Origin of the sequence: Stenotrophomonas sp. SMYL86, assembly GCF_036320025.1 — a bacterium.
In the GTDB taxonomy this organism is placed as follows: Bacteria; Pseudomonadota; Gammaproteobacteria; order Xanthomonadales; family Xanthomonadaceae; genus Stenotrophomonas; species Stenotrophomonas maltophilia_A.
Genome location: NZ_JAWIRU010000009.1, coordinates 55,846 through 68,242 on the forward strand (window position 1 = coordinate 55,846; position 12,397 = coordinate 68,242).

A 12,397-nucleotide genomic window follows, 5' to 3' on the forward strand; every position below is an offset into this window, starting at 1 on the left:
CTTCTATTGAATTCACACGACCCGCGCAGGCCAGATGGCCAGACCCGGTAGACCCGGGCGTGCTGCATCAACGCTGTTCACATCATTCAAGGAGCGACGCAATGTTGTCCAGATCGATTGGCAAAGCGGCAGGTGGCCTGGTGTTGGGTTTGTCGGTGGCAGCGGCCGCGCATGCGGCACCGTTGTTCGAGCCGGTGACGGTCATCAGCCGCGCATCGGCAAACAGTGAGCCCGCGCTGGGCAAGCTGCTGGCCACCCCGTCCACCGCGACGGTACAGGAAGTGCGTGTCGACGCTGCTGCCACTGCGCAGCCGCAGCTGGAGTTCGAACTGCTTGGCCAGCGCGTGCAGGCGGTGCGCAGCAAGGTGGAAGCCCTGCCCGATGGCGGCAGCATCTGGTACGGCCAGTTGCGCTCGCCGTCCGATCGGCTGACTGCCGCCACTTCGAATGGCCAGGATGATCCTGGTAATTCAGTGATCCTGGTGCGTTCGGGCAACACCCTCACCGGTTCGATCCGCAAGGACGGCAAGTTGTATCGCCTGCGCCCACTGGGCAACCGGCATGTACTGGTGGAAGTGGATGAATCGCGGATGCCGGCCGACCATCCGGCCGACTACAACCAGCTGCCGAAAATCCCGATGGGCAACAATGACCGCATCGGCATCGCGCAGGCCTCGTCCGGTACCCCGGCCACCATCCGCGTGCTGGTGGTGGCAACCAATGCAGCGGTAACGGCCTATGGCGGCAACATGCAGTCGCTGGTGCAGCTGGCGGTGGCCGAATCCAACCAGGGCTACGTCAACAGCAACGTGGGCATCACCCTGCAGCTGGCCGGCTATGAAACCACCAGCTACACCGAATCCGGCAACTTCACCACCGACCTGACCCGCTTCCGCAACACCAGCGACGGCTACATGGACAGCATCCACACCAGCCGCAACAACACTGCGGCCGATGTCGGCGTGCTGCTGATCAACAACACGAGCTACTGCGGGTTGGCCTCGGGCATCGGTTCGACGGCATCGACCGCGTTCGCGGCGGTGTACTGGGACTGCGCGACCGGCTACTACTCCTTCGCGCATGAGATCGGCCACCTGCAGAGTGCGCGGCACGATATCGCCAGTGATCCCAGCACGTCGCCCTATGCCTATGGGCACGGTTATCGCTACGAGCCGTCCTCCGGTTCGCGCTGGCGCACGATCATGGCTTATGACTGCTCGGCCGGCTGCCCGCGCCTGAACTACTGGTCCAACCCGAACATCAGCTACAACGGCATCCCGATGGGCAATGCCAGCACCGCCGACAACCAGCGCGTGCTGGTCAATACCAAGGCCACCATCGCGGCCTTCCGCTGAGGCCAACCGCCGACCGAGGTCGGCGTCTACCCGGGTGCGTTCACCTGCCCTGGTAGATGCCAACCTTGGTTGGCACCCCGCGATCCATCATTCGCGCGCGAGCGTATCCAGCGACCAGCCGCCGGCATCCACGCGCAGCACCGATCCCTGTTCGTACCAGTCACCCAGCACGATGCGGTTGCAGGCGCGGCCACCGGCCTGCAGCGTGTGCACCGCCGGGCGATGGGTGTGGCCGTGGATCATGGTGTCCACGCCATGGCGCACGAAGGTGGCATCGACTTCGGCGGGTGACACGTCGGTTACCGACTCGAACTGCGCACGATCATCCTGCTTCATTTCCGACTGGCGGGCCTGGCTGGTTTCCCGGGCCTTCTGCGCGAAGGCGATGCGTGCGGCCAGCGGCTGCGACAGGAACTGCGCTTGGAACACCGGGTCGCGCGTCTGTGCGCGGAACTGCTGGTAGGGGATGTCGTCCGTGCACAGCAGGTCGCCGTGCTGCAGCAGCACCGGGCGGCCGTACAGCTCGATCACGCACGGGTCGGGCAGGATGCGCAGGCCGGCACGGCGCGCATAGTCTTCGCCGAGCAGGAAGTCGCGGTTGCCGCGGATGAAGTACACCGGCACGCCGCTGTCGGAAAGTACCTTCAGCGCGTCGGCCACCGCATCGGCAGCAGGCGAGGGCGTGTCGTCGCCGATCCAGGCTTCGAACAGGTCGCCGAGGATGTACAGCGCATCGGCGCCGGGCGCCTGCTCGCGCAGGAAGCGCAGGAACAGGTCGGTGATCTCCGGACGGCTGGGGTCCAGGTGCAGGTCGGAAATGAACAACGTGGTCATGCAGGCATTCTAGGGCATCCACCGCCGGGCATGGCCCGGCGCTACCGAAGGGATCTGACCCCGGGGGCTACACCGGCAGCGGCAACCAGGCCAGGCTGGCCGATGCCAGCAGGATGGCAATGCCGGTGGCGGCCAGTACATCGGACGGGTAGTGCAGGCCCAGCACCACCCGCGACAGCGCGACGCCGAAGGTGAACGGCACCAGCAGCGGCGCCAGCCACGGGTAGTAGGCCAGCGCGACGATGGTGAACGACACCGCGTGCAGGGTGTGCCCGGAGGGGAAGCTGAACTCGTCCAGCGGCGCCACCCAGGCGCGGATGCGCAGATCGGCCGCATACGGGCGGGGACGCCGGGTCCAGCGCTTGAGGCCTTTGTAGAGCAGCAGTGCGGCCAGACCGGTGGCGGCCATGTGCACCGATGCACGCAGTCCGTCGAAGCCGTCCAGCGCCACCAGCGCGCCCATCAGCACGTACCAGAACACGCCATCGCCGAGCCGGCTGATGACCGAGAACAGGCGACGCACGCGGCGACGCCGGCAGTAGTGGTTGGCCCGGCGGCAGAGCCGCGCCTCGCGGCCAGCCAGCAGCTCAAGCGGCGTGGTGCGCATGGCCGCTCCTCCGCGACTGGGCCAGCTCGGCCAGCAGGGCATCGAATTCGGCAACCACCTGCTGTGGATGCAGGCGCTTCATCGCGCGCGCGGCGCTGCTGCCGAATTCGCGGCGCCGTGCATCATCGGCGGCCAGCTGCACCGCTGCCTCGATGAACTGCTCATCGTTTTCCACGGCCGCACCGTTCTCGCCATCACGCAGGTATTCGCGGGCCGCACCGTAGTCGAAAGCGACGGTGGCCAGGCCGCTGGCCATGCTTTCCAGGGTCACGTTGCCAAAGGTCTCGCTGCGGCTGGGGAACAGGAACAGGTCACCGCTGGCGAAATGCCGTGCCAGGGCTTCGCCGCGCTGGATGCCGCAGAAAATGAAATCGGGGTTTTCATGTGCCAGTTTTTCGCGGGCCGGACCATCACCCACCCAGACGAAGCGGGCTTTGGGGCGGATCTGCTGCAGGCGGCGGAAGGCTTTCACCGCCAGGCCAAGGTTTTTTTCCGCAGCGATGCGGCCGACATGGATCGCGACCAGGCCGTTGCCGTCCACGCCCCATTCCTCGCGCAGCGCCGGGTCGCGCCGGCCCGGATCGAACTGCTGGCTGTCGACCGCGCGTGCCAGCAGGCGCACGCGTTCGAAGCCCTGTTCACCGAGGAACTGCTGCAGCTCGCGGGTGGGCACCAGGGTTGCATCGGCCTGGTTGTGGAACCGGCGCATCCAGCGCATCGCGGCAGCCTGCAGCCAGGCCACGCCGTAGTCGGGCAGGTACTCGTCGAAGCGGGTATGGAAACCACTGGCGACCGGAATGCCAAGGCGGCGCGCGGTGCGCAGCGCCGACCAGCCCAGCGGGCCTTCGGTGGCGATGTAGACCGCATCGGGACGCTGCTGCTGCCAGTGGCGGTTGAGCCGGATCGGTGCAGGCAGGCCGAAGCGCAGGCCGGGGTAGCGCGGCAGTGCGGCGCCCGGCACCAGCAGCGTGCCCGGTGCCGAGTCCAGTGCTTCGCTGGTCTGGCGTGGCCGGATCAGGTCGATGTCATGGCCGGAATTGCGCAGTCCCTGCTCCAGGCCCTGCACGGTGAGGGCAACGCCGTTCACTTCCGGCGGGTAGGTCTCGGTGACGATGGCATAGCGCATGTCGGGCCTCCGGGTTTCCGGCATGCTCGGGCCTGGCGATGTAGCCGATATGACCGCTTTGCGACCACGGGATGACGGTGGTCAGGTCCCTGTACGAAGCCACGGCCCCGAAGGGCCGTGGCGGTCGTGCAGGGGGCGCGGTGGATCAGAAGCGCTGCTGGTATTTCATGTAGATGAAACGACCGATGTCGAAGCCACCGTAGTAGGAGAAGTTGGCGCTCGGCTGGCTGTACATGGCCGGTCCCTGGCGGCCGAACACATTGTTGGCACCGATCGAGACGGTCGCATCCCATGGCAGGTTGTAGCGCGCCTGCACGTCGTGGAAGGTGACCGATCCGCGACGGTTGTAGTCACGGCTGCCACTGAACCACGGCGCGCGCTGGCCCGGGTGCGAGCACTCACCCGGATACGTGGCTGCATCCAGGCAACGCTCCTTGACCGCGGAGAAATAGCGCAGGCCCCAGTTAAGGCCGAGGTTGCCACGCTCCCAGCCCAACGATGCGTTGGAGCGCACACGGAAGCCGATGCCGCTGTTGCTGGCGATGCCATTGCTGGGAATGGGCGGGGCATCCGCCTCGTTGGTGGTCCGTTCTTCCGCGGCGACCACATAGGTGGTCTTCCAGTCGGCGCTCAGCGTGCCCCAGGACGTTTCGATCTTGTGGTCGATCTCCAGGTCATAGCCTTCGGCCTGGCGGAACCCGCTGTTGCGGCTCCCATAGTTGAGCGTGTTGACGATGCCCAGTTCCGGGTCGCGGGTGAAACTGCCGCAGCGCTCGGCGATGCCCAGTTCGTAGCAGTCGCGGAGGATGTCGTTGGGATGGTCGGCGACGATGGTGTTGTCGATACGGATCTTCCACCAGTCCAACGCAATGTTCAGTCCTTCGGCAAACGTCGGGCTCCAGACCAGCCCCAGCGTGCGGCTGGTCGAGGTTTCCGGCTTCAGGTCGGGATTGGAGCCGTTGGTGAAGGGCAGGGGCGTCTGCCCACTGCTGCCGGTGATCGGCTCGTTGCCCTGGCCGAGCTGGCGGTAGCTGTCCGCGTTGGCGATGTCGGCGGCGCAACGTGCACGTACCTCCGGGCTGCTGGCGGCGGCGCCATAGACCGTATCGCAGGGGTCACGGAAGCCGGTGGTGAAGGTCTGCGAGCCGCCGCCGTACAGATTCGAGATGGTCGGCGCACGGAAACCCTGGGCCCAGGTGCCACGGACCAGCAACTGGTCGATCGGCTTCCACGAGATGCCGAACTTGCTGTTGAGGGTTCCGCCGAAGGTGGTGTAGTCCGAGTAGCGCGTTGCCATGTCCAGGGTCAGCTGGCGTGCACCGGGGAGGTCGCTCAGCACCGGCACGCTCAGCTCCAGATAGGCCTCGTCGACACGGTAGCCACCGCCGGTGGGGCCCGCCGCCAGGTTGGTGGTGGCGCCGGTCTGGGCCAGCGCATCGGGAATGAAGCGACCCTCCTCGCGGCGGCTCTCCACACCCAGGGCAAAGCCCAGTTCCCCGGCAGGCAGCGTGGCAAGGCCGCCACTGAGGCTGGCGAACAGGTTGCGGGTGGTGTTGCGGCCACGGGTGAGTTCCTCGGGGAACAGCCAGTCCTGCAGTTCGCCATTGCCGGTCAGGCCGTACGGGTCATCCTGGCCATACGGCACCAGTGGATTCCAGGGCTTGCAGCCGGCAATCGGTGCATCCGGTGTACCGCATTCCACCTTGCCGGTGGCCGGGTTGTAGAACGAAGGACCGGTGGAATCGGCAACGCGCTGCTTGTGCAGGTTGCCGGTGGCACGCTGCTCCAGCTCGCTGCGGTTGTACTGGTAGCCGGCTTCCCAATCGAAGTCGCGACCGGCGAACTGGAAGCTGCCTTCAAACGCTGCGACACCCTGCCAGGTGGTCAGTTCGCTGGTGCTGATGCGTGGAATCTCCCAGGTGCGGCGGTTCCAGTGCACGTCGCTTGGGCGTTCATAGCCGTGGTGGCTGCCGAACGGATTGAACCAGCTGTCGGCGGACATCGGCGTGATGCCGGCCGCACCGGACTGGAACGGATAGCCGGCAATCTGGCGCGTGGTGGTGCGTCGGTTGTAGGCCAGCTGGGTGTTGAAACGGATCTGGTCGTTCAGATCCATGCGTGCATCGACGAAGAGCGAATCGCGCTTGATCGGCGTCTGCACGTGCATCTGTTCATTGCTGTTGCTGACATCACCGGTGAACGGCGTGTTGTCGCTGAGGTGGAAGCTGTCCGGCCCGCCCGGCTGGCTGCCGCGATCGAGCGAATAGCTGCAGCCACGGGCGCTGCTGCAGCCCGGGCCCTTGAAGCCGACGATGCGCCCCCACTGCCCGACCGTGGTCCAGCCATCGTCCGGATGACGATCGGTATAGGTGTAGGCGCTGAAGCCGCGGTCCTTCGCCCAAACGCCCTTTTCTTCGACATGCTCGGCGGCGACACTGATCGAAGCGCGGTCATTCGACCAGCCGGCAACCACGTCGTACTGGGTGCGGGCACCATCGCCTTCGCTGAACTGCCCGTGGTAGACGTTGGCGGTCACGCCCTGGACGTTGCGCCGGGTGATGATGTTGACCACGCCGGCCATCGCGTCGGAACCGTAGATGGCCGAGGCGCCGTCCTTCAGCACTTCCATGCGTTCCACGGCAGCGGCGGGAATGCTGGATATATCCTGGTAACCCGAAGTGGTCATGCCCAGGCGCTTGCCGTTGACCAGCACCAGGGTGCGCTGTGCACCGAGGCCGCGCATGTCCACGTAGCTGCCGCCTGCGGCCTCGCCCGCACTGAGCGGGCTGGCACGGCTCAAGGCCGGGCTGCCGGTCGCGGTCAGGTTCTGCAGGATGTCCGCAACGGAATTGAAGCCCTGCCGCTCGATGTCGGCGCGGCTGATGGTCAGCACCGGCTGCGCGGTTTCCAGGTCGACCTGGCGGATGCGCGAACCGGTGATCTCGATACGGTCCAGCGTGGTGGCTTCCGGTGCGTGCTGGGCGAATGCGGGGGCGGCCAGTGCGGTGGTGGCCGTCATCGCCAGTGCACGACGGATCGCCAACCCGAGCTCGGGAATACGGATGGTCATGGGTCTCTCTCTCAGTCTTCGAAGTCTTCGGAACACAGCCAAGCGGGGCTGCGTCAACTCCACCGCGGCGGTGGATGTTCGAACCTAGTGAAGATGGATGGGGAGACGTATGGGCAAGCGACGAAAGCGCTGCAGACGGCCGTGACGCTTCTGCACAAAGCGGAAGCAAATCAATCGATTGCTCCAACCTGTGGCATCGCGGCGGACGCAGCGCAGAGGACCGTGTCCCTGATTGAACGCATCACGGTCAATGTGGAAAGCGACAGTCTGCGCGGAGGCAGAAAAAAACCACGGCCCCGAAGGGCCGTGGTCGTCGAGCTTCAACAGCGCGGATGGATCAGAAGCGCTGCTGGTACTTCATGTACATGAAACGACCGATGTCGTAGCCACCGTAGTAGGAGAACGACGAGTTCGGCTTGCTGTACATCACCGGCGCTTCCTTGCCGAACACATTGTTCGCGCCCACCGAAACGGTGGCATCCCACGGCAGGTTGTAGCGGAACTGCACGTCGTGGAAGGTCACGGCACCGCGCTCGTTGTACGCGGTCGGCGACTTCAGCCACGGAGCCAGGAAGGTCGGATCGGAGCATTCGTCCGCATAACGCGAGGCGTTGAGGCAGCGCTCCTTCACACCGGAGTAGTAGCGTGCCGTCCAGCTGACGCCGAAGTCACCCACATCCCAGCCCAGCACCAGGTTCGAGCGCACGCGGAACGCAAGGCTGGTGGCGGTGCCGATGGTGTTGGCAACGCCGTTGATCGGCGTGATCGCTTCGCGGACATCGTTGGTGGAGCGGTAGACGTTCTTGCTCACATAGGTGCTGGTCCAGCCTGCGCTCAGCTTGCCGTAGCTGGTGTCGACGCGGTAGCTGACATCCAGGTCGTAACCTTCGGTCTCGGCAAAGCCGGCATTGCGGTTGCCGAACTTCAGGCCGGTGACGATGCCGTTGGACGGGTCACGGCTGAAGCGGCTGCAGCGCGATTCGATGCCCTGCTCGTAGCAGTCCCTCAGGATCTGGTTCGGGCTGTCACCGACGATGGTGTTGTCGATGCGGATCTTCCACCAGTCCAGCGCCACGTTGAAGTTGCTGATGAAGGTCGGGCTCCACACCAGGCCCAGCGTCTTGCTGGTCGAGGTTTCCGGAACCAGCAGCGGGTTCGAACCGGACACGAACGGCGTCGGGGTCGCATCCTGCGCCGTGGTCACCGGGGCGTTGCCCTGCTTCAGCTGGCGGAAGTTGGCGGCATCGGCGATGTCACGTGCGCATCGCGCGCGGACTTCGGCACTCCCCTTGGCCGAGCCGAACACGGTGTCGCACGGATCGCTGAACTGCGCGAAGGTTTCCGAACCACCACCGTACAGGTCGTTGATGGTCGGGGCGCGGAAGCCTTCTGCCCAGGTACCACGGACCAGCAGCTGGTCGATCGGCTTCCACTTGAAGCCGAACTTGCTGTTGAGCGTGTTGCCGAAGGTGTTGTACTTGGAGTAACGGGTGGCGGCACTGAAGCTCAGCTCACGCGCACCGGGCAGGTCGGCCAGCACCGGCACGCTGAGCTCCAGGTAGGCTTCCTTCACGTTGTAGCTGCCACCGGTCGGGCCTGCGGCCAGGTTGGTGGTGGCGCCGGTCTGGGCCAGGGCATCGGGGGTGTAGCGGCCATCTTCCTTGCGGCTTTCCACGCCGAAAGCGAAGCCCAGGTCGCCGGCCGGCAGGGTCATGATGCTGCCGGACAGGTTGGCGAACGCGTTCTTGGTGGTGGTGCGGCCGGTGGTGCGTTCCGCCGGGAACAGCCAGGCCATCAGTTCTTCATTGCCGGTCAGCCCGTTCGGATCGTTCTTGCCGTAGGGCACCAGCGGGTTCCACGGCGTGCAGCCGCTGATCACCGCGCCCGGACGGCCACACATCACCTTGCCGGTGGCCGGATCCAGGAACGACGGACCCACAGCATCGCGCACGCGCTTCTTGTGCAGGTTGCCGGTGGCGGTAGCGGTCAGCTCGTTGCGGTTGTACTGGTAGCCCACGTCCCAGTCGAAGTAGCGCTGGCCGATCTCGAAGCTGCCATCCAGCGACACTACCGCACGGTAGGTCTTCAGTTCGCTGGTGCTCACACGCGGGATTTCCCAGGTGCGGCGGTTCCAGGCCACGTCGGTAGGCTTGGCATAGCCGTGCTGGTTGCCGAACGGATTGAAGTAGCTGTCCTTGGACATCAGGCCGGTGGCGGTCGGGTCGCCCGAGATGGACACCGAGCTGGACTGCAGGGGGTAGCCTGCAATCTGGCGCTCGGCCGAACGCTTGTTGTAGCCGAATTCGGTGCGCAGGTTGACCTGGTCGGTGATCTTGAAGCGACCGTCGAAGTACACCGAATCACGCTTGAGCGGATACATGACGTGCATCTGTTCGTTGGCGTTGCTGACGTCGCCGGTGAACGGGGTCGCATCGGTCAGGTGGTAGTTGGCCGGGTTGGTCGGGTCAGCACCACGGTTGAGCGAATAGCCGCAGCCGTCCTTGGTGTTGGTGCAGCCCGGGCCGCCCTTCAGGCCGGTGACCTGGCCCCACTGGCTCAGCGTGGTCCAGTTGGAGGCATCGTTCGGGTGGCGGTCGCTCACGCCGTACTTGCTGAACCAGCGGTCCTTGGCCCAGACGCTCTTTTCTTCGGAGTGCTCCAGTGCCAGGGTCAGCGACACGCGGTCATTGCTCCAGCCACCCACCACGTCGAAGCGGTCGCGCGCGCCGTCACCTTCGCTGTACTGGCCGTGGTAGACGTTGGCGGTCACACCGTTGACGTTGGAACGGGTGATGATGTTGACCACGCCGGCCATCGCATCGGAACCGTAGATGGCCGACGCGCCATCCTTCAGCACTTCGATGCGCTCCACCGCCGACACCGGCAGCGAGGACACGTCCTGCAGGCCCGAGGTGCTGATGCCCAGGCGCTTGCCGTTGACCAGCACCAGGGTGCGCTGCGCGCCCAGGTTGCGCATGTCGATGTAGGTGCCGCCGGTGTTTTCGCCCGAGCTCAGTGCGTTTGCACGGCTGATCGCCGGGCTGCCCATGGCGGTCACGTTCTGCAGGATGTCGGCCACCGAGCTGAAGCCCTGGCGCTCGATGTCCAACCGGCTCAGTGCCAGGACCGGCTGAGCGGTCTCCACGTCCACCTGGCGGATGCGCGAGCCAGTGATCTCGATGCGATCCAGGGTGGTCGGCGCGGCGGTGCTGCCACTCTGGGCGAACGCAGGCAGGGCGGCCAGCGTCGCAGTGGTTGCCAGGGCGTAGCGGATGGCCTGCCCCAGGGGGGTGGTACGTGAAGTCATGACGAGCTCTCTCTCTCTCAGGTCGTGCAGGGACGCCAAAAGGGGCGTCGAAGAAATCGGCCGCCCACAAGCGGACCGATGACCCGATAGTAGTCTCGTTGGTTAATGCTCTGTAAAGAGGTCGTGTCGATTTGTACCAGGCTTCATCGTCAGATTTCACGAAAGCTCAACAAAAGCAGTCGCTTAGCTGTAACGCTGAATGCGCTCCCCCGACTTGATCTGCTGCGTCGCAGCAGGTCAACCGGGGGCGCATGCGCGAACCGTAACGGTGTGTGACCTTCTTTCCCTCGCGGGAAAGCGTGAGCCTCAGGCTACGAAGGGCCGGAACTGGATGCCCAGCCCGGCGATGCCGTCGGTCTCGCCGATCAGATCGGCGCGCAGCAGTGGCCGGGCATCAATGAAGGCCTGCGGCACGATCAACGACAGGCGGTTGTCGTCGGCGGTCAGTTCCAACGCCGGCAGTGGATCGTCCTCATGGGCACGATTGAGCAGCACCGCCAGGCGCAGCAGGGCGGCCAGCCGGCGAGCGGTCAGCAGCAGGCGCTCGGGCAGGGCGTCGAAGGCGGTCTTGGTCACGCTGCGGCGATGGCTGCGCACCAGCGCGGCCAGCATCTGCTGTTCCTGCCGCGAGAAACCGGCGATATCCGAGTGTTCCAGCACGTAGCTGCCATGCACGTGGTAGCCGCTGTGCGCGATCATCAGGCCCAGCTCGTGCAGGCGCGCGGCCCAGCCGAGCATGCGCGCGTCGTCGGCATCGAGCCGCCAGCGTTCCTGCACCTGTTCCAGCAGTGACAGCGCGGTGTCCTGCACACGGTCGGCCTGCACGGTATCGATGCCGTAGCGCTGGCTGAGCGCGGACACCGATTCATCGCGCAGATCGTTCTCGCCAGCGCGGCCGACGATGTCGTAGAGGATGCCTTCGCGCATCGCGGCCTTGCTGACCAGCAGCTTCTGCAGGCCCAGCGCCTGGAAGGCGGCCTCCAGCACCAGGATGCCGCCGGCAATGATCGGGCGGCGGTCGCTGGACAGTCCCGGCAACTGGATGTCGTCGATCTTCTTGGCCTTCAGCAGTTCGTCGCGCAGTTGCGGCAGGGCCTCGGCGGTAATCGCGCCCTTGCTCAGCTTCATCGTCGCGCAGATCTCGCTGATCGCCTTGTGCGTGCCCGAAGAACCCAGCGCTTCCTGCCAGCCCAGCGCACGGTACTTGCTGGCGAAGGGCTGGAACTCGCGACCGATCTCGGCCAGCGCGTCCTTCCAGCGCTTCTTGCTCAGCTTGCCGCCGGGGAAGAAACGCCGGGTGCTGGCAATGCAGCCGGCCTGCAGGCTTTCGCGCTCCAGGGTCTGCATGCCCATGCCGATGATGAACTCGGTGGAGCCGCCGCCGATGTCGATGACCAGCCGGCGCTGGCCGGGCTTGGGCGGTTGTGCATGGGCCACGCCCAGGTAGATCAGGCGCGCTTCTTCGCGGCCGCTGACCACTTCGATGGCGTGCCCGAGCGCGGTTTCGGCGGGAACCAGGAACGACTGCGGTGAACGCAGCTGGCGCACGGTGTTGGTGGCCAGTGCGCGCACCCGGTGCGGCGGTACATTGCGGATGCGCTGGCCGAAGCGGGCCAGGCATTCCAGCGCGCGCTGCCGGGCAGCGGAGGAGAGTCCCCCTTTGCCATCCAGGCCGTCGGCCATGCGCACCGTCTCGCGCAGGCGGTCGATTACCCGCAGCTGGCCGAGCGTGTAGCGCGCGATGACCATGTGGAAACTATTGGAGCCAAGGTCGATGGCGGCCAGCAGGTCGCCATCCTGCAATGCGGGCGGAGTCGTGGTGGTGTGCGGCATGGACGAATGTTAGCCGAAGGGGCGGTGTGCTCGTCACCGCGCGGCCTTCACATTTTGGAAGAGGGGAGTGCGGCTGGGCTGCGCCCTGCACCTGCAGAGGCAACGTCAACGTCAAGAGCTGGCTATCCGTGGGATGGCGGGGTAGGTCCGGTCGAGGGGGACGCTGCAAGTACGTCCATGTAAGCTCGGTCGCCGCATCCATGCGGCTCACGCCCCCTCAACCGGACCCACCCCGCCTTCGACAGATTTCTGCGATCTGATAGTG

The 12,397-nt window shown here is 65.6% G+C and carries 7 protein-coding genes; 1 reads left to right on the forward strand and 6 read right to left on the reverse strand.

Going from position 1 to position 12,397, the window contains the following annotated elements; all coding sequences use genetic code 11:
• Positions 1–101: 101 nt before the first annotated feature.
• Complete coding sequence (locus V3B64_RS11600; protein WP_049400924.1) at positions 102–1,355, forward strand: zinc-dependent metalloprotease; 1,254 nt, start codon at positions 102–104, stop codon at positions 1,353–1,355.
• An 87-nt stretch (positions 1,356–1,442) separates the two neighbouring features.
• Here V3B64_RS11600 and lpxH read toward each other — a convergent pair whose 3' ends face one another.
• The 6 genes from lpxH to ppx form a co-directional block, all read right to left on the reverse strand.
• Entirely contained in the window at positions 1,443–2,189 is a 747-nt protein-coding gene (gene lpxH / locus V3B64_RS11605) for a UDP-2,3-diacylglucosamine diphosphatase (protein ID WP_253143531.1), read from the reverse strand.
• A 67-nt stretch (positions 2,190–2,256) separates the two neighbouring features.
• Complete coding sequence (locus V3B64_RS11610; RefSeq protein ID WP_049400923.1) at positions 2,257–2,796, reverse strand: phosphatase PAP2 family protein; 540 nt, start codon at positions 2,794–2,796, stop codon at positions 2,257–2,259.
• The gene (locus V3B64_RS11615) at positions 2,777–3,922 is read right to left on the reverse strand and encodes a glycosyltransferase family 1 protein (RefSeq protein ID WP_032129074.1); all 1,146 of its coding nucleotides are present in this window, start codon (positions 3,920–3,922) and stop codon (positions 2,777–2,779) included. Before V3B64_RS11615 ends, V3B64_RS11610 begins: the two co-directional genes overlap by 20 nt.
• 145 nt (positions 3,923–4,067) lie before the next feature.
• On the reverse strand, positions 4,068–6,992 hold the full coding sequence (locus V3B64_RS11620; protein WP_329914177.1) for a TonB-dependent receptor: 2,925 nt from the start codon (positions 6,990–6,992) through the stop codon (positions 4,068–4,070).
• A 337-nt stretch (positions 6,993–7,329) separates the two neighbouring features.
• Complete coding sequence (locus V3B64_RS11625; RefSeq protein ID WP_121504055.1) at positions 7,330–10,299, reverse strand: TonB-dependent receptor; 2,970 nt, start codon at positions 10,297–10,299, stop codon at positions 7,330–7,332.
• A 306-nt stretch (positions 10,300–10,605) separates the two neighbouring features.
• Entirely contained in the window at positions 10,606–12,132 is a 1,527-nt protein-coding gene (gene ppx / locus V3B64_RS11630) for an exopolyphosphatase (protein WP_010483920.1), read from the reverse strand.
• Positions 12,133–12,397: the final 265 nt, after the last annotated feature.

What these genes read in the sequence shown, in the direction of transcription:
- V3B64_RS11615 (WP_032129074.1), bottom strand. Translation starts at nt 3,922, where the DNA reads ATGCGCTATGCCATCGTCACCGAGACCTACCCGCCGGAAGTGAACGGC.
- V3B64_RS11600 (WP_049400924.1), top strand. Translation starts at nt 102, where the DNA reads ATGTTGTCCAGATCGATTGGCAAAGCGGCAGGTGGCCTGGTGTTGGGT.
- ppx (WP_010483920.1), bottom strand. Translation starts at nt 12,132, where the DNA reads ATGCCGCACACCACCACGACTCCGCCCGCATTGCAGGATGGCGACCTG.
- V3B64_RS11610 (WP_049400923.1), bottom strand. Translation starts at nt 2,796, where the DNA reads ATGCGCACCACGCCGCTTGAGCTGCTGGCTGGCCGCGAGGCGCGGCTC.
- lpxH (WP_253143531.1), bottom strand. Translation starts at nt 2,189, where the DNA reads ATGACCACGTTGTTCATTTCCGACCTGCACCTGGACCCCAGCCGTCCG.
- V3B64_RS11620 (WP_329914177.1), bottom strand. Translation starts at nt 6,992, where the DNA reads ATGACCATCCGTATTCCCGAGCTCGGGTTGGCGATCCGTCGTGCACTG.
- V3B64_RS11625 (WP_121504055.1), bottom strand. Translation starts at nt 10,299, where the DNA reads ATGACTTCACGTACCACCCCCCTGGGGCAGGCCATCCGCTACGCCCTG.